This window comes from Nonomuraea sp. 10N515B (assembly GCF_052245915.1).
Classification (GTDB): Bacteria; Actinomycetota; Actinomycetes; order Streptosporangiales; family Streptosporangiaceae; genus Nonomuraea.
The window spans coordinates 1-18,087 of record NZ_JBQQBQ010000096.1; the positions used below are offsets into that span (position 1 = coordinate 1).

The 18,087-nt window shown below is 61.3% G+C and carries 10 protein-coding genes and 2 pseudogenes; 7 read left to right on the plus strand and 5 right to left on the minus strand.

The window, feature by feature from the left end:
* Positions 1-136: 136 nt before the first annotated feature.
* Complete coding sequence (locus ACTWQA_RS54750; protein ID WP_443166738.1) at positions 137-1,048, minus strand: transposase; 912 nt, start codon at positions 1,046-1,048, stop codon at positions 137-139.
* 726 nt (positions 1,049-1,774) lie between these two features.
* On the opposite strand from ACTWQA_RS54750, the gene ACTWQA_RS54755 reads away from it, so the two are divergent.
* Positions 1,775-2,548 carry a class I SAM-dependent methyltransferase gene (locus ACTWQA_RS54755; RefSeq protein ID WP_443166739.1) on the plus strand — a complete coding sequence of 258 codons (774 nt, stop codon included), beginning with the start codon at positions 1,775-1,777 and terminating at the stop codon, positions 2,546-2,548.
* Positions 2,549-2,911: 363 nt separating this feature from the next.
* Here ACTWQA_RS54755 and ACTWQA_RS54760 read toward each other — a convergent pair whose 3' ends face one another.
* Positions 2,912-3,268, minus strand: coding sequence for a hypothetical protein (locus tag ACTWQA_RS54760; protein WP_443166740.1), 357 nt, complete (start codon positions 3,266-3,268; stop codon positions 2,912-2,914).
* Between the two features lie 772 nt (positions 3,269-4,040).
* On the opposite strand from ACTWQA_RS54760, the gene ACTWQA_RS54765 reads away from it, so the two are divergent.
* Positions 4,041-4,772, plus strand: coding sequence for a hypothetical protein (locus ACTWQA_RS54765; protein ID WP_443166741.1), 732 nt, complete (start codon positions 4,041-4,043; stop codon positions 4,770-4,772).
* Between the two features lie 124 nt (positions 4,773-4,896).
* Here the strand turns inward: ACTWQA_RS54765 and ACTWQA_RS54770 are convergent.
* Positions 4,897-5,452 (minus strand): annotated as a pseudogene (locus ACTWQA_RS54770) (helix-turn-helix domain-containing protein).
* A gap of 581 nt (positions 5,453-6,033) precedes the next feature.
* On the opposite strand from ACTWQA_RS54770, the gene ACTWQA_RS54775 reads away from it, so the two are divergent.
* The 5 genes and pseudogenes from ACTWQA_RS54775 to ACTWQA_RS54795 form a co-directional block, all read left to right on the plus strand.
* Complete coding sequence (locus ACTWQA_RS54775; RefSeq protein WP_443166742.1) at positions 6,034-6,921, plus strand: class I SAM-dependent methyltransferase; 888 nt, start codon at positions 6,034-6,036, stop codon at positions 6,919-6,921.
* 291 nt (positions 6,922-7,212) lie between these two features.
* Positions 7,213-9,123, plus strand: a complete 1,911-nt coding sequence (gene asnB, locus ACTWQA_RS54780) for an asparagine synthase (glutamine-hydrolyzing) (RefSeq protein ID WP_443166743.1) — start codon at positions 7,213-7,215, stop codon at positions 9,121-9,123.
* 571 nt (positions 9,124-9,694) lie between these two features.
* Positions 9,695-10,642, plus strand: a complete 948-nt coding sequence (locus tag ACTWQA_RS54785; protein WP_443166744.1) for a sulfotransferase — start codon at positions 9,695-9,697, stop codon at positions 10,640-10,642.
* 942 nt (positions 10,643-11,584) lie between these two features.
* Complete coding sequence (locus ACTWQA_RS54790) at positions 11,585-12,868, plus strand: hypothetical protein (protein ID WP_443166745.1); 1,284 nt, start codon at positions 11,585-11,587, stop codon at positions 12,866-12,868.
* 323 nt (positions 12,869-13,191) lie between these two features.
* Positions 13,192-13,532, plus strand: a pseudogene (locus ACTWQA_RS54795) (transposase); the annotation flags it as partial.
* A gap of 44 nt (positions 13,533-13,576) precedes the next feature.
* Here ACTWQA_RS54795 and ACTWQA_RS54800 read toward each other — a convergent pair.
* Complete coding sequence (locus ACTWQA_RS54800; protein ID WP_443166746.1) at positions 13,577-14,794, minus strand: lipopolysaccharide biosynthesis protein; 1,218 nt, start codon at positions 14,792-14,794, stop codon at positions 13,577-13,579.
* 1,403 nt (positions 14,795-16,197) lie between these two features.
* On the minus strand, positions 16,198-17,463 hold the full coding sequence (locus ACTWQA_RS54805) for a hypothetical protein (RefSeq protein WP_443166747.1): 1,266 nt from the start codon (positions 17,461-17,463) through the stop codon (positions 16,198-16,200).
* Positions 17,464-18,087 lie beyond the last annotated feature (624 nt).

Below are 18,087 nucleotides of genomic sequence, written 5' to 3' on the forward strand. Positions count from 1 at the left end.
GACTCTCGCCGACCGGGAATGATCGCGATCAAGCGGGGAGGTATCTGGCCGCACGTGGGGAATCCCGTGGCCATCACTGGGGCGGTATCTGGCCGCCTATGGGGAGCTTCTCATGACCGCCGTCACCCTTGGCCGCCTACCGGGCGTCGACATCGTAAGGGGAGGTCAGCCGCACTCTGCCCGGCGGCAGTCCCTCTCCGCCGTCTTCGAGGGGCCGCCGCCGACAGACCACCTCCCGTCCCTTGCGGTCGGTGACGCGCACATAGTTCTGGATCAACATCACTCGCAGCGCCTGCACCGCGGGCAGATTCCGTAACCACGCCGGAGAGAACGATGCATACACCGCTTCCACCAGCGCATAGCCGTCCGCGCCATAGGCACGCGCAAGCTCATCGCGTTTGGTCTCCGATGCCGGCAGCCGCCAGGAGTCGATGCGGGCGCGGTAGCGTTCGGCCCATCCAGGAAGCTCAAGGACCCTGCTCGTCCAGCCGGGATCGGCAGCCGAGATCGCCTCCAACGCTGCGCGGACACATTCCCCGGCCAACTCCAGCCGGTTCAGGTCCCGGACCGCACTGATCACGTGGGTGGAGTCGGTACGCTGCTTGCCTCCCGCCCCGATCAGGCCCTTCTTGACGAGCTTGGCCAGCAGCAGGTCCAGCGCCTTCTCCTCCAAACCGTGGGCGACCACCCGAGTCCGGAACTCACTCAGCACGCTCGCGTCGAACCCGGGATCATCCAACGCCAGCCCCAAGGCGTACTTCCAGCTCAAGTCCGCTCGCACGGCCTCGGCGGCCTGCCGGTCGGTCAGGTTCTCCACCCGTTGCAACACCGTGATCAACGCCAGCCGACCCGGTGACCAGCCTGGCTTGCCCCCGGTCCCAAACGCTGCGGCGAACTCCGCGTCGGCGAACAGCTCGCCCAGCTCATCCCGCATCCGGACGGGAAGCGGCGGCTGCCGCTTGCCGCGATACATCGACCGGATCGCCGCCGCGATCACCGGGTCCGGTTCCGGCCAGGACCGGGGCTGCATCGACACCGACCACTCCATCCACGACCGGGAGGAGGGGGAAACCCCGGCCGCGCACCGCATGATCCCGGACGTCAAAGACTCAGGTCACGAACCTACAGCCGCGTGTCGCGAGTTAACCAGCAGGATCGTCACGTCCTGAATAGGCGCGAACCTCGTAACGGCGAGAATTCGGCCCTGACCAGAGGAACCTGGGCGCAGCCATGCATCCGTGCGGATGAGGTTGATGGCTGGGGTAGTGACCAAGTGGTCAAACCCCGGATGGGTCCAGCTCGAGCAGATACCTTTAGCCGATGTGGGCCGGCGCGAGCCCGCTGCGGCCTTGGCGATCGGAGATCCTCCAAGAACTCAAACACCGAGACGATCGCGAACTGGTGAGGCGGCCATGGCGGCTGGTCACACTGCGGAAACAGGTAGAGGAATCCTCGCCGGTGAACAGCGGACCGAACGTGTCCCGCAGGCGCCTGCGCAGGCAGCGCCCGGCAGCGTCGTCGAGACCGGGCCCTGTGGGGTCTGAGCGGCAACCCCACGATGCTGTCGGATGCGGCCGTCGTTCTCTCCGCCGACGAGAACAGCCGGCAGGACCAACAGTGGCCTCCTAGGACACGACCGGTTGTACCCATCAAAAGAGGAGACCAATTATAGGAAAGTGGCGTCGTGCCACAGATAGGGAGAAGCTCGCACGGGTTACCGTTGACCGGCGATGAGTCAACAGGCGACTCATAGGGAGTTAGAGTGCCTACGAACATGGTTGAACCCGAACGCTGGACGCCAGAACGAGTGAAGGCGTTCTGGGACCACTGGTATCAGCAAAAGAACCGGGGGCCGACATTCTCCGAGGAGGTTGGGCGCGGTGTCGTCCGATACCTTCGCCGTCGTGGCTTTCTCAAAAGAGATGTACTGGACTACGGATGTGGTGCGGGAGCGCTCGCCGGCGAGATTGTACGAGCGGGTGCTGAATGCTGGGGCTGCGACTGGTCGGCGGCTTCCGTCCAGGCCGCTAATGATCTTCTAGGTGGAAGACGCGGGTGGCGTGGCGCAGGTGTGGTCGACGATCCCAACGCCTCCTATTTCGGTCGCCTGTTCAGTCTCGTCACCTGCCTGGAGACCGTGGAGCACGTGACTCCGAAGGAGGAAGGAGAATTCTTCGCGAATCTGCGGGATGTCACGAGGCCTGGCGGTTGGATCTTCCTGACCACGCCAAACGACGAGGACTTCGATGCGTCCTCGAAGGTCTATTGCCCCTTCTGCGATTCACGCTTCCATCAATATCAGCACGTGCGCACGTTCAACGAGACCACCTTCGCGATGACCATCGAGAATCACGGCTTTAGGATAAAGACGATCGAGACGGTGCACTTCGGTTTCTATCAGGCTCCCAGGTGGCCCGGGGTGATGAACGTAAACCTTCGATACCTAGCGCGAGTTGCCGCCGGAATTCCTGGCAGTCCCGCCTCCGCCTTCTATCAACGAATGCGGTTCAAGCAGCCTCAACTCTGTGCACTCGCTACTAAGATTTGAATCGCACGGTCCTCGCACCGTGTGGCCACCTCGGGTTTTCAGCGTTGTCGCGGTCGCCCCACCTTCCGTCCTTTAAATGATCATGCTGCCATGTTCTGCCAGATCTGGAGCACGGCTTGAATTTCTTCGGGCGGGCGATCGGGCACGCCAACCCGGTGGCCAGATTCTGGCCGGCCATGATACGAGGAGCGGTGCCAGGGCGGATCTTCGAGTCGTCCTTCGCGATAGGTGTCGTCGCGGAGGTGGTGCAGTGCCTTGATGGCCCAGTGGCCGTCGGATCCGTGCGGCGAGTTGAGCGTGGCTGGCCTGGTCGGTCCGTGGGAAGACCGGTGACGGCATGGATGGGGAGGATCGTGGTGTTGCCTATCTGCTGATCGGTGCGGTGGTTGAGCGGGCCTGCCGCCGGGCCGCACTTGAGGTGGCGGTGCAGCGTGGCCTGGCCTGGTTGCGGTTGACAATGAACGGTGCTGGCCGCCGGCGGCGACGATCTGGCGGGCAGGCTGGGTCGTATCCGCTGATGAACTGGGTGGCCGCTGCCAGGGAGGTGGTCCCGCTGAGTACGGCGGTCAGGACTGAGGCTGGCAGCGAGCCCAGCCGATAGCGGCGTCCCCGGCGACTGCGCGGGGCGGGCGGCGCGTCCACGACCTCGACCGGCGCGGGCAGGTCGTTCGGGTCGGTGACGAGGTCGGCTGTTTGAGCATTGGGTCCCTTATCGACCATCGTCCAACTCACTCTGGTCTCACCAATCGAGAACGCTCAGGCCCCTGCCCTGCTCTGGAGCACGCACCGGACCTTCTGCACGGACTTCTTCGACCACCACCGGCACGACCATCGCCATTCCGGGTTGGGATTGCACACCCCGGGCTCGTTCTACTTCGGCACCGCCGAGCAAGTCCAGGCCAAGCGGTCGAGACGCTGGCGACGGCCTACGGGGCCCAACCTCAAGGCGATTCGGCATCCACCGGCCCCGCCACCGCTTCCTACGGCCGCTTGGAACCCACCGACCCAAAAGCGATCACAGTGCCCAAAAAGCAGGCAACTGTCTCAAATCCTTAACAGGTATATCGAGGGGCGGGCGTACGTGGCCTGGCTGGCGGGACGTGCGTTGGCGCGGCGTCAATATATGGCTACGGGCCGATGATATGGCGCCGGCGGCCCTCGGCCAAGATATCAGGGGAAATGATTTGCGGCGTCTTTAATAATTCCCCCTGAAGTTACGGGTTGCCACAGGCTAGAGTCCATTCGCGCGGTATGGCCTGTTTGGCGATCCGCGATACGGCCTGTTGGCCGATTCAGAGGATTAATCGACGATTCTCGTGACCACGATAAACGCAAGACTTGGACATCCGGCAGCCAGCTCCGAAAGATGCAGGCATATCTCCTGCTCTGTACATCGCACGGAATGGCACGAAGTAGTTAAACGCCGTCCAGGGGATCTGAGGCCTGCCGAGACACGAGAATGCCGTGAAGGAGAAGTTGGGGAGGTAAGGCCATGCGCAAACTCATATCAGTTGTCGCGTTGCTGTCGGTGGCGTTGTTCGCGACCAGCCCGGCCCAGGCACAACCGAGGCGGATAGTCAACAGCAACGGCGATTTCAGTTGGTTCATTCGTATCACATCTGGGGACGGTGCAGCGGGGTTCGTCAGAGGCCCGAACCCGACACCCATAGGCACCGGAAGTGCACACCTAACGACGGGAACTCAGGGCGACGGATCGGCCGAGTTCAGGAACACCGCGTTCCGTGGGCAGAGGCTGGCCAACCTGAGAGACCTCTCCTACTCCACGTTCGTGCTCTCCAACAACGCTCAGCAATTCCCCTATCTCATCCTGCATGTCGACACGAACGGTGACCTCGTTGCCGAGGACCTCCTGTTCTTCGAGCCTCCGTTCCAGAGTCCCGGCAGCGGCGGACCTACCTGCGCGGACCAGCCCGCCACAGCGCTCACGACGTGGCAGACTTGGGAGGCTACATTGGACGACTGCTGGTACGGCCTGGACGCCGTCACGTTCGCCCCCAGCTTCGCGGGTCCAGGAATTGCCACACAACCTCTTTCCGATTACGTGGCCCTGCATCCCAATGCCAGGATCGTGAACCCTTCCGGCCTGGGTGGCATTAGGCTTCTAGTCGGATTCGCCCTACCGGCTGACCGATTCGTCAGCTATGTAGACAACTTCACCCTCCAGTTCGGGTTCTTCTCCCGGACCTTCGACTTCGAAGAATGAGCGAATAAGGGCTTGAATACCTCGTTTCCGACCGCTCGAGGCGGAAACGAGGTATTCGGTCAGCCGCCCCGACGCTCGCCGCCAGCCCCGTCGTCAAGCTGCTCGACGGCGTCGTGTTCCAAGTTCACTCGTCACGAAGCCAACTTGGCGACGGCTGCGAGGCCCGCACCAGGATCGCGTGCACGAGCGCGGTCGCGTGATGCGGGCAACAGCGCAGTTTGGTCAACACCTTCCAGTCCTTCAAGGTCGCGACTGCACGTTCACCGATGGCTCTGATACGGGCGTGGGCGCGGTTGACGTCCCGCTGTCCGCGCGACAGCCAGGGCCGGTAACGATGCCGTGGCGAGGTGATCCATGGGGATGACAGCGCCGTCCAGGATGGTGTGGGCCAGCCGGGATGCGCGCTCGACTGCGATACGCACGTCGTCGGCCAGGATAGCCAGGAGATCAACGGCTCCGCGGATGTGGCGCCAGGCCGTGGTGGTGCCGATGGCGAAGCCGTTGGCCAAGTGGGCACAGGTGTCGCCATTGCGCTGGTGGGCCATGACCAGCAGGGCTTGTTGGGCGGGGTCTAACGCTCGCCACCGGGAGCGGGGTTCGATACGCCGAGTGCGGATGAGCTCGGCCAGGCGGATCAACGTGTGGCTGGACGGTGGAATCGAGGCACGGTAAGACAGCAACGAGGCCCCCGGTTGAGGCATCGGATCTTGGTCGCTGCTGTCTTATCGGGAGCCTCCTCTCATCCGCAACCGCAATGCGTGAAGCCTCGCTGACCAGGGCCGTAAGGTTGGAAATGGCTCAGTGATCGCCTACGACTACTAACCCGGCTTAGGACTTTGCTCGTCCAGCACCTCACCGGCGGGGCTTCCAACGGTCCGACCGAATGTCACGGACCTGCTCATCGAATAGATCCGTCGGTGCACAACTACCGAAACTTTGTTAGATGGCGGCTTTAGCTCAATCTTCACGGTGGCACAATTGGTAAGATCTTGACACCACGGATTGAACTGGACTAAGCGTCCAGGGCGTGCCGCGTAGAGCGTGCAAGCCGGCGGCATACCTCTGTATTCGCTATCGACTGGCAACTGTGCGGCGTGTCATGCAGACACCGATGAGGGCATATCGTACAGTTCCTATTGTTATTCTGCTAGTGACCGGGATGTTGTCTGGGAAAGAATGTGTCCATTCGGCGCTTGATGGACATTCTTGACGTACCACAAAGTCGCTATCAGATTTTCTTGGCCATATTGGGAGGTTAGTGATGCCAGGGGGATCCGCAGAGGCGACCGAAAGTGATCGATTTGCTTTTGGCGACAACTGGCTGAGCTTTATCGAAGTAGTGCACGATGAGCGGATCGAGCACGCTGCGGAATCGCTTGCTGCTGCCCTCGGACGAACTGACTTGACGGGGCAGACCTTCCTGGATGTCGGTTGCGGAAGCGGCCTGTTCTCGCTGGCCGCGAACCGTATGGGAGCGAAAGTCCACGCCTTCGACTACGATCCGGCTTCCGTCGCCGCTTGCATTGAGATACGCCAGAAGTACGCGCCGGACAGTGACTGGACAGTAGAGCAGGGATCGGTTATCGACGAGGCGTACGTTCAGAGCCTAGGAACCTACGACATCGTCTATGCATGGGGTGTCCTGCACCACACGGGTGCCATGTGGCGTGCGATCGAGGCCGCCTCTGCGCTGGTCGCGCCCGAAGGATCATTGTATATAGCCATATATAATGATCAAGGCCCGATCAGTCGACTCTGGTGGTTGGTGAAGCGCCAGTATGTTCATTCCGGTCCGGTGATGCGGAGGATGCTCCTCCTTGGTGGCAGGGCATATTTCTCTTCGCGCACCGCCGTTGGGGCGTTGCTGCGGGCCGGCGGCCAGTCCCAGTCACGTGACCAAATCCGGCAACGAGGCATGTCGGCGCGGCACGACTTGGTCGACTGGATCGGGGGGTTTCCCTTCGAGGTGGCCGCGCCTGAAGCGGTCTTCGAATTCCTTAGGGAGCGCGGCTTCGAGCTGCGCTTCCTCAGAACCTGCAAGGGTCGTCTGGGCTGCAACGAGTATGTCTTCGCCGCACCTGCGGTGAGTCAAAAGCCGGTGAGTGGCACGACGATGGATCCTTCCTCGGCCTGTCCTGACCGAATCTAGCGTGGCTTCCGAAGTCTGCACCCGCAGGTATCGGAACCACGAAGATCGTTTTCCGCGATCAACGGGAAACACCACTCCGCTCCGAAATGACGACCCGGCAAAGGGACTGGCCTGACAACGACCTGCTCCCGGCGCCGTATCCATTGGCGACGAAGTCCTACCGGACCGTCGACGATCCAGAGTTCACTGTCTCCTACGCAGCCCAGGCACGTGCGCGTGTCTGAAAGGACCCCGGCGTGGAATTCATTACCGGGAGTCCGTGAAGCCGTTCCGAAGTTTCCGGGAGGATACATGTGCGGCATAGCCGGAATGGTGTCGACCTCTCTGCCTGACCCAGATCTCGTCCGCCGCATGTGTGAGGTGATCGAGCACAGAGGGCCTGACGGCAAGGGGTTCCATTTCGACGAACACGCGGCGCTCGGCATGCGCAGGCTCGCGATTGTCGATGTGGCCACCGGCGATCAGCCTGTCTACAACGAGGACGAACAGATCGTCGCTGTGTTCAACGGCGAGATCTACAACTTCACCGACCTACGGCAGGACCTGGCCGAGCAAGGACACCGGCTGCGGGGGACAGGTGACTCCGAGTGCCTCGTCCACCTTTACGAGCAGTACGACACTGACATGGTCCACCACCTCAGGGGGATGTTCGCCTTCGCGGTCTGGGATCGCAAGCGTGGGCGTTTGCTCCTCGCGCGTGATCGGGTTGGGAAGAAGCCGCTGTACTGGCGCTCAGAGGAGGACTCGATATGGTTCGCTTCGGAGCTCAAGTCCTTGGAGCGGGATCATCGGCTGCGCCGCGACGTGGACCCGGTAGCGCTGCACCACTACCTAACGTATCAATACGTCCCCGCGCCTTGGTCCATCTATAAGCGCGTTCACAAGCTTCCACCTGGGCACCTGCTGATCTGGGAGCGCGGCGAGGTGACTGTACGCCGATACTGGGAGTTGGACGGCACTCCGCGACAAGTGACGGACGTGGCCGAAGAGGAGGAGCGGCTGCGCGAACTCCTGCTGGAGGCGACGCGCATCCGCATGGTGAGCGAGCGCCCCATCGGAGCGTTCCTGTCCGGGGGAATCGACTCGTCCACAGTGGTGGCCGCCATGGCTATGCAGAGCTCCCAACCGGTCAAGACGTTCTGCGTAGGCTTCGAGGAGAGCCAGTACGACGAGCGCCACAAGGCGCGGATTGTCGCCGACCGCTACGGCACCGACCACCACGAATTCGTGGTCACCTCTCGTCTGCTTGACGTTCTGCCGCGCATCGCCTGGCACTTCGACGAGCCGTTCGCGGATTCCTCGGCCATCCCTAGCTTCTACGTCGCGCAGCTGAGCCGGCAGCACGTCACAGTCGTTCTCAACGGCGACGGTGGTGATGAGGGTTTCGGCGGATACCAGCGCTACATCCTGATGGGAAAGGCCAGATGGATTCCCGGCATGCCTCGCGCGGTCGGCGCGACATTCGCGCGCGTCGGCGACCTGGTCGCGGAGCGAAGCGACGCCGGTTCCCTGTCCCGACGACTCGGGCGCCTGATGCAGTTTGCTGGGGAACGCCCCTCACAGCGGTACGCCCGCCTGATGTCCTCCTTCACGCCCAGGTGGAAGTCCGAGATCTACAGTGACGAACTCCGCGGCCTGCTGGCGGAGACGGACAGCTACCAGCTGTTCGAGGAAGCTTTCAAGCGGTCACGGGCGCTGACCGATCTCGGCCGCATCCTCGACGTCGACGTCTCCACCTATCTTCCTGGTGACTTGCTTGTGAAGGTGGACATCACATCGATGGCCAACTCACTGGAGGCCCGATCGCCGCTTCTGGACCACCGCCTCATGGAGTGGGCGGCAGGCCTCCCTGTTGGTCTGAAGGTCCGCAACGGTAATACCAAGCTGCTGCTCAAACGAGCGGTCAGCCCGTGGCTGCCCAAGGAAATACTGGACTACCCCAAGCAGGGATTCGGAGTGCCGCTTGCCTCGTGGTTGCGCGGGGAACTCCGCGAATTGGCCTTCGACGTCCTGACCGACGCAACTGCACGTGGCAGGGGACTGTTCCGCCCGGCCGTGGTACGCAATCTTCTCCAGCGCCACATCGGCGGCGCCGACCACAGCCTGCGTATTTGGACTCTCCTGCAGCTCGAACTCTGGTATCGGGCGCACGCAGCGCCTCAGGATCATACGGTGACCGGATGTCCGGCCCTGTCGACATGAACGTCACCATGACGGGGATCGCGTCGGACACATCAAGGCCCGAACTCTCATCACGGCCACATTGGCAGTCACACCTTGAGGTTCTGCTCGTCCGTGCTCGAATGGCACCCAGACCAGGGCACCAACAGCGCCACCCCGCCGGTCTCACATGGAGATCTGCAAAATCTTGGGCCGTCAGACAAGACCGTGCGCACGTTCCGCCGCGTCCACGACTGCCGATCAGGGGTGCGCTGGTCAATGCCAGTACCACCGGCCAAACGAGAGGGATCATTGATGGATCGTCCGATTTGAGCATTTGGTAATGTTCGATAAAAGCGTCAGTATGAGATGATTTGCCCGGCGATTAGTGGATCTGGCCTTGGTGCATGCCATAATAGCAGCATCAATTACCACGAATGACGTGTTCGCCTGTCAAGGGTGGAGAAAGCTGCGGCGGGACTGATCAACGCAATCATCTCAGTCACCCCCCCAGAGGCCTATGCGAACCGGCTCCGCGACGGCGCTATGCGACATTCGTCTGCTTGCTCCTACTGGCTGAGCGTCCCGGTGTCGTTAAGTAATAGAGGATTCTGTGGCTGAAAAGACGAGAGTACCGATTATCTTTATCGCGGGACTCGGCCGTAGCGGAAGTACACTGATATCTCGCACACTGGGCACCGTTCCCGGATTTTTCTCGGTCGGCGAGCTGTTTCGCCTGTGGGATCACGGAGTTCAGCGCAACGAAATGTGCGGGTGTGGACTCCGGTTCCTTGATTGCGACTTTTGGAGAAATGTCGGAAAAGAGGCGTTCGGCGGATGGGGGCATGTCGATATCGACGAGGTGTTGGAGCTGCACAATAGTATAGTGCGCACACGATATCTTCCGCTATTGATTATGCCGAAAGCCGCGCCCGCATTCCGGCGCAAGCTGACAAAATATAGCGAAATAATGAGTTCGGTGTATCAGGCGATCCGCACCGTGAGTGGCTGCAATGTCGTCGTGGACTCCTCAAAAACGCCCGCAGCGGCCTATATGATCCGCCACATCGCTGATATAAACCTGCGGATGGTTCATCTTGTGCGGTCAAGCTACGGAGTCTGTTACTCGCATACAAAAATAGTCAGGAATCCTGGCTATGGCAACGGGCTCCTGACGCGACAACCGCCGACCCGGACCGCGACCGAATGGATGTGCCTCAATCTCACACTGGATGCCCTAGGTCTTCTTGGCGAACCAAAAATGCTCCTACGCTATGAAGACTTCATCGCTCGCCCGCGGACGACTCTGCAACGAATCATAGCCTTCGCCGGTGAATCAAAAGGGGTCGAGGAGTTGCCGTTCCATGGGGAGAACTCCGTCGAGCTGCCCAGAAGCCACAGCATTGCCGGCAACCCCATGCGCAACCGAACGGGATTGGAATCGCTTGCGCTGGACAATGCGTGGCGGACGGAACTCTCACAGCGGACGAAGCGGGTTATCGCCGCTCTCACCGGTGTGGGTCTTGCTCGATACAGATATCCTCCTTTTAATAGACATTAAGCCCGTGTGGGATGAGTGAGTCTCCCGTCATACGGCTCTTGTCGTTCTGGCCATCTGGTGGCCGGCTTTACCCCAGTGCGCGAAGTACTTCGGCTGCCGAGCGACCACATTGCACATCGCCCGCCGGGCCTTCCAGGCCCGGAGAATCATGCGTGTGAGGTCGGCCGTGGTGCTGTTGATTCGCATGTGCAGGTGCCAGGACCGCACCTGCGCGCTCACCTTCTCGGTCGTCTCTGCTGACAGACGGCAAGAAGGCCGTGAACAGTACGCCATCATCGTGTCGGGCTCCTCGCGGTGAAAGATGTTGTCGGCATGCAGAGCCGCGGGCCCTCCGTTACTGCTTGTGGCACCTGCCCACCCGGCGGGTCCGCCATGCCCGCCGGCGGATCCTGAGGATCAGCGCCACCTGGCTGTTGAAAGAACGCCTTCCTGGTCTGCTGGAGGGGCTTGTGCGCGCTCTGGTACCTGACCGACCAGCACGAACACGCTGCCCGAGCGCCTCGGTCGGCTGGGCTGCCCTGCAGGACACCTCGAAAGGGACGATCAGGTAGAAACTTCGCCACGCCGATCGGTTCAGCTGACACGGTCGCAGCGTGAATTATCTGGGCTAATCAAGCCCAATGGGCGAGATTGACTCACGAATCCCTCGCAATCCGAAGACTCCCGGCCAATCTGGGCATTCACCCGCCAATCCGAGCATCTCGGCCAAATGACCGACTGGCGCCAAGAAATAGCGAAACTCATGCATGAGGTGACCATGATTAGATCAAATTACCTCACAAGGAGACGATTCGGTGTGACAAGGACGGCGGGACGTGGCATAGAAGATATATCGGCTCTGATCTGGAGGCTCCCTTAGCGAATTTCGGGCAATCTACTCTTTTGCCGCGATAGCTGAGACTCCGGTTTTCGAGAGCCTACACGGGATGAATCCTATTGAATGTGAGGGAGTTGATGATTCAAATTAAGCGCGCAGCATCGGCCTACCTGGTGATTCTGGCAATGGTCACCAGCGTGGCAGCGCTGACGGCCACACCGGCCGCGGCGCAGACGGTCCACTGGGTAAACGTGAACGAAGCGACGCCGACACCGCCTGGCACGAGCTGTGCCAACGCCGGCTATACGTCCATCGCAGCCGCAGTGGTGGCTGCCGTTGCGGGGGACACAATCGTGGTGTGCCCGGGAACGTACGCCGAATCCGTCACGGTGGACAAGTCGATCACTCTTCGGGGGTTCAACACCACGATTGGAAGGTGCTTCGGGACGCTGACCCCCGACCCGTCCCAGGACACGATCGTCAATCCTCCCGGGGCCTTCGCCGGGACTGGATTCAACGTGACCGCTGAGAACGTCAGCATCCGGGGCTTCACCATCACCGATGCGGACACGGGGATCCAGACGGCTCCTACGACGGCCGGGCATCTCTTCATAAGGAATACCCTGCTCCTGAACAGGTTCGGGATCCAGCTCCACACCGACGGTGACGCACTCACCACCGTCACGACGAGCTGCTTCCACCGGAACGCCGCGGCTGCGAATGGCAATGCCATCACCTCCAGCGTGGGGATCGAAAACGTACACATTCGCGATAACTTGTTCTTCGGGACGGTTCATGTGGCGCCCGCCACTGAGGCCGGGGACATCGTCTTGTTCGGCGGCGTCAGAGATGTGCGCATCTTCGGCAATGTGTCGCGGGAAAGCGAGACGTTCGCGGCTCTCACCGGTGCCGTCGACTCAACGATCAGCGGCAATAGTATCAATGGCAACGCCTCGGCCTCGCCCGCGCTGGCGGCCTCGGCCATCTTCATCGGAAACGATGTAGCGGCGCCGACAACGGGTATGTTGGTCTCGCGCAACGTGATCACGGACGCCCGGCGGGGGATCAGGACCTTCACCTTCCCAGCAGCAACCACCACGGCCACGGGCGTGAACATCGCGCTCAACAGGGTCAACGGTATGATTGAGGATGGGATCGTTGCCGAGACCGGCTCACTCACGAACTCTCTGATCGCACGCAACAATGTGGCGAGGAACGGACAGGACGGCATCCATATCGATAACGGGACCGGTAATTCGGGGAACGTGATCAGGTTCAATGCGGCGAGGCTCAATGCGGCGTTCGATTGCCACGACGAGACCACGGGGGGAGGCACGCTCGGCACCGCCAACACCTGGCTGAGGAACCGGGGCACGACGAGTTCGCCCGCCGGCCTCTGCCGGCCTTAGCCCATACCGGCCATCGTCGTCCTCCTGAGGAGTGGTGCCCGCCTCGGCGGGTCCCACTCCTCGCCTTCCGACTCACCTCGGACGCGCTGACCGCTTCCACGCTCGACTCTCGGCTTGGCTCAGCCCAGATCCAGGCGTGAGTGCTATCGAGAAAGCGGTAAATGAGGAGGAGGTGTTCCGCGACCTGGGATGATGGGAGTTCCTGAAGCTTCCAACAAGAACACCGGTTCCCGTGGTCGGCTACCAACTGGTCTGCCGGGCGGCCTTGCCTTGGCGGCCAAGCGGGTCGCGGATGAAGATCCACGACTGGTGTTTCCACGGCTGGAGCGCGTCCTCGGTCAAGATCCGGCGCACCGGGCCAGTACGGCGACAGTCCGCAGTTCCGGCCCGTCCTGGAGAAGATCAGGGTGCCGCGTGCGGCGTTGGCCGGCCGCACACCCCTGACAGCCTGACATCGATAAGGCGTACTCCTCCCGCGGCAACCGGCAGTTTCTACGCCGCCGCAAGATCCGCCACACCATCACTGAGCCGAAGGACGAGCGCGCCAACCGTCGCCCCGAGGCCGACGCGGTGCCCGCCCGGCTTTGACCCCGGGCACTACACCAAGCGCAACGTCGTGGAACGAGCGATCAACCGGCTCGAGATCTTCCGCGCCTTGGCCACCCTTACAAGAACGGCGTGCCTTGGCGTCATCAAGGGGTCGATCGTTCAGGAACTCGGCGTCCGCCGAACGACCAGGAGAAGGAACGCGGCCGCCGATCGCAAGTCCGATACCCGGGGGATCAGGTCGCGCCGGTCGATCCCGGCCGTCCTGGCAAACCACAGCACCTCTATAAACGCCAGTGCGATGTAGCTGCAGGAGGCCGAAATGGCGGCCCCTGATGCACCCCAGCGCGGAATCAGCACAGCGTTCAGAGCGATGTTCAGCGCGAGGGCGCCGACGGGAATCACGGCTAGGGTCAGGGGGCGGTCGAGCCGTATCAGGAACTGGTCAGCCAGTCTCACGACGGACAGCGCGATCACACCCGGGGCAAGGAGAAGCAAGGGTTTCACGCTCGCGGCATACGCGTTGCCGTACAGGAGCGGGATGAGAACGGGCGACATGACGGCCATCGCGGCGACGACGAGGCTGGAGAAAAGGATGTTGTACCGCAGCGCGCGAGCGGTTACCTGGCACGCGTCAGGCTCGTCTTCGGTTGCCTGCCGATGGAGCGCCACCTGGGATATCGCGTCGGTCGGCACCCATGCGAGAGCCAAGAACCCGCCTGCGACGGCGTACAGGCCCACCTCTGTGGGAGAGACAAGAGTGTTCAGCAGGAAGATGTCAAGGGTCAGGAGGAGATGCTGGGCCAAGACCCCGATGTGGTAGCGGCTCGACAGGGCGAGCTGCTGTCGAGCCAGCGATGCTTTCCCGCGAAGGCCGAAGCAACCGAGCGGCCCGACGACAATGATGAAGCGCGCTGCCGCGGACATCGTCCAGCAGATCACCGCATTGGTGATCGTAAGACATCCCATGGCCTTGAGCGCCAGCACCGGCAGTGATAGCGCGAGTGCCCATGTCACAACGGCTCGGTTGACCAGGCTGATCCGGGATTGAAGAAGGGCGATCCCGCTGAGGTTGATCGACGCGACACTGAACGGCACGGCGAGCAACGCAATGGCCAGCAGGTCGGGAACCGTAACCGAGGCGAAAACGATCAAGATGCCGAAAGTGCACAGCCCCGACAGCACCCCCGAGATCAGTCCCAGGATGAGACTGTTTGCCGCCAGGAATGGGTGCCGTGCAGGATCCAGCCACATGGCGATCTGCGACTTGTTCACGGACAGATGGCCGGCGACGATGGCAATCGTCGCCGTAGTTATGACTAGCGCGTAAATGCCCCTGCCCTCGGGCGCCAGGGTTCGGGCTATGAGGATGGACGTCATTGCCGTCATCGCAAGCCGCAGCCCGTCGGTAGCCGTCGTCTGGACTACCCTGGTCGCGGTCAGGCTCTTGACTAGTGCTCGTGACATCGCACGTCCGCCAGGATGTAATTGTCGTGCGCCCTGTGCCAGGGCATGGTGGTGTCGGCGCGGCCGGACCGCCTCACGAAAGCGCGGGGTATGGAGAAAGCCGTCGCGAGCAGACATGTATCCTCAAGGATCAACTTGTGCAGCCTTTCGTTTCATATTTGGCTGAGCGCGGCCACTATCCGCAGCGTGAGAAGTATCTGCCGGCAGCGGTTCAGGATGGCTTCCACTTCGCGGGGGCGTGAGCACTTAATAACAAGGGACGTCGTGCGCGCTCCGTATAAGGAGGACGACGCAACACCCGCGTCTACATGTCAAGTAGTAGTGGTCGGCGGCCGGTTTGATCGCTTGGCTTGAGGACCGAGACAACGACCTCAGCTTGAATCCGAACTGGATGGGCGTGTGATCGGAGCTGCTTCTTGCGAATGTAGCGGAGACACTTGGATGTCTGCCGTCTTGCCTGGCCAATGTCCCTGCCGCTTGAGGTCCTTCCCTACCGTGACGTATACGCAGATTTCGCCGCTGGCAACCAGGGCTCCGCGCGCGTCAAAGAAGCTGCTGGCGCGCATCGGGTTAGAGCGAATCAACCCATGATCTCATCGTCTCCGAATTATCGACACTCAGACCGAATGGTCGGCCAATGGTTCATCGAAAGGGATCGTGCCGGGAGTAATGGAAAGCGACCAGGGCGGAGGCCCGGCCTTCCGGCAAAAAGTCCTGCCGAAGCGCAGGATTGATGGTCACATGCTCTTTCCGGTGGTCTCCAAACGGGCAGCGCGGCTAGCCAAAGGTGGGCCTCCGAATATGATCGTCTCGAGAAAGGCGGGTCGAGGGCGAGCGTTAGAAGGCATACAGTCCTTCCGAGACGCCCGCTAGCCTCAACAGTGCATTGGACAACGCGTCACAAAATGCCCACTCTTCTATCGCAACGCGAACGTTTTGAAAGGGGCATGTTGATGGCCCATCTTACGAGACTGGAACGATGGCTACGGTATGGCTGGCTCTCGGGCTATGAGTCATACTACGACGAGTGACTGATCGGACACGAACACGTAAGCGGTGTGTCTCGGACAGTTCCAACGGCACCACGGTCCCGGCTGGCCGGGCGACTACGCGAGACGACCAGTCCCGCCTGCGGCGCTCCACGCTGGGTGCTGCAGGAGGGTCGCTCGCGTGGGAGACGGCCGTGGATCGCTGGCATACCGGTTTCGGGGGCTGCCCTGCGGTCCGAATGCACGACTCTCAATAGCCGAGGACCTGCAGGTGCACGGCCGGACCCAGCACGTCGCCCTCCTGCCGTGTCGAATGCGAAGCAAATGTCATCCGGAGCTGGCTGCCCGGTTAGCGGGTGACTGCTCGTGGTGCGGGCTTTCGTCAGGGGGCTGCGCGCGTTTTCCCTTCCCAGGTTCCCTGGCCCAGGCGATCGCGGCAAGGAGACCTAGTATCAGTACGATGGGAATACGTTGGCGGAATATCAGGCCGATGTTGGCAATGGTTGTCGCATAAGCGATCGTGACGGGCATGACGAACGAGAGGATAAAGAACAGCATCTTGCGGTCATATTGCCAGAGGCGACGGCCACCCTTTATCGCGCAGTAGAGCAGATACCACACCAGTAGCGCCTCGATCTTGCCCAGCTGCAGTGCTGCGCTGCCGTCCATCCACGGGAACGGAGCCAGCAGCGTGTAGAGAAGTTTCGTTGGGAGTTCGTCCCACAGGGCGCCATCGTGGGAGAAGACCACACCTGAGCCGCCTTGCTCGAGCGCGCTTCGGACATTGGTGGATTGACTCTTTTCCAATTGGCGCTGCATGGTCGCGGCGGGCCCCGTGGCCAAAATCTGTTCGTACAGGAGCATGAAGGACATCAGGGCCGCGACAGAGAGCGCCATCACGCGCATGGAAACCATTCGTTTCCGGCTGGTAATGCTGAAGAGCAAGGGCAGGCCGCACATGAACACCATGTAGGGTCGGACATTCCATAGCGCCCATATTAGAGGGGCCATTGCGAGAAGCTTGCGAATATCGAAGCGTTGCATGTTTGACGCGGCGAGCCAGAGACACGTCATCACGAGAAACGCGTTGAAGCCATCCTTGTACATGTCAGACGTGTGCACGAGGAGACCTGGTATGAACGCGATAAGGATCAGTAGCCGAAAACTCGACCGGTCGTCGGCGCCGACGAGCCGGGCGAACTTGTACATGACAATGCATAGGGCGCAGGCGATGAACGCCACGACTGCGGTGCAAGCCATGGGTGCGAATCCGCCGCACAGATACATCACGAACGCGAAAATATGGCACGGTGTGGCCACCGTATTGATGGAGGGGATCACTTCGCTCGTGACGAACTGAATGCCGGCGTTCCGCCAATACGTTACGACCTCCATGGCGATGAACTCATAGTCGAAATTATCGCCGCCGTAGTCGAGAGAGCGGCTTCGCACAATAAAGAAATGAATGAGCAGGCGAGTGGTGAACGCGGCGAGCAGCACTATGAGAACTGGCCGCGCTGTCTCTCTCGGGAAGCTACGCCTTACAAGAAAAACAAGCGTCATTACGAGAGTGGCGACGATAAGGTACTCCATGCGATCACTCTAAGTGATCAGAGCGCCAACAGCGGTCGGAAAGGTGTGTGACTCGATTATCTGAGAAAGTGATGACTTCTTAATTACTGCGTCTTTGGGGGCGGAGGTTGCTGATTAACCTCGATTCGTCGGAGGCTGACCAACATCGACCCGATGTGGGGAATCGTCGGCTCCCATATCTGTAGTGGCTGGACGCTCTGGGTTCGCGAGCATGCAGGCCTGGCGTCGACACCCGCGGATCGGGCGCACGTGGCCCTGGACATAAGCCTTCGTCCCGCTCTGGCAGCCCCTCGTCCAGCTATGCGGTCCTCCCTGAAGAGCGGGCCCTGGTGAGAACGGCCAGGAAGGAGCCCACCCCCGGACTCGTTGAACCCGGCGCCCCGCAGCGACATGCGACGGCCCGTCCCAAGCGCGCTGGGGACTTTACGGGCAAGACGCGCACTTCCCATGAACCTGATCACCCCCGGTGTGCCGACACGATGCTCATCTGATGAATTTTACGAAGTAGCTGTGATGAAGATGTATAGATCCGGATTTTTGTCAACACCACTTTTGGTGGCAGAGTGATGCTTTTCGGGCAAACTGTTCCGGTGCGGTTGTGGCATGGATCCGTCTTTCAGGCGA

Bases quoted from the DNA above. Each gene is read 5' to 3' on its own strand.
- ACTWQA_RS54750 (WP_443166738.1), bottom strand. From the start codon at position 1,048: ATGGAGTGGTCGGTGTCGATGCAGCCCCGGTCCTGGCCGGAACCGGAC.
- ACTWQA_RS54755 (WP_443166739.1), top strand. From the start codon at position 1,775: ATGGTTGAACCCGAACGCTGGACGCCAGAACGAGTGAAGGCGTTCTGG.
- ACTWQA_RS54760 (WP_443166740.1), bottom strand. From the start codon at position 3,268: ATGGTCGATAAGGGACCCAATGCTCAAACAGCCGACCTCGTCACCGAC.
- ACTWQA_RS54765 (WP_443166741.1), top strand. From the start codon at position 4,041: ATGCGCAAACTCATATCAGTTGTCGCGTTGCTGTCGGTGGCGTTGTTC.
- ACTWQA_RS54775 (WP_443166742.1), top strand. From the start codon at position 6,034: ATGCCAGGGGGATCCGCAGAGGCGACCGAAAGTGATCGATTTGCTTTT.
- asnB (WP_443166743.1), top strand. From the start codon at position 7,213: ATGTGCGGCATAGCCGGAATGGTGTCGACCTCTCTGCCTGACCCAGAT.
- ACTWQA_RS54800 (WP_443166746.1), bottom strand. From the start codon at position 14,794: ATGACGTCCATCCTCATAGCCCGAACCCTGGCGCCCGAGGGCAGGGGC.
- ACTWQA_RS54805 (WP_443166747.1), bottom strand. From the start codon at position 17,463: ATGGAGTACCTTATCGTCGCCACTCTCGTAATGACGCTTGTTTTTCTT.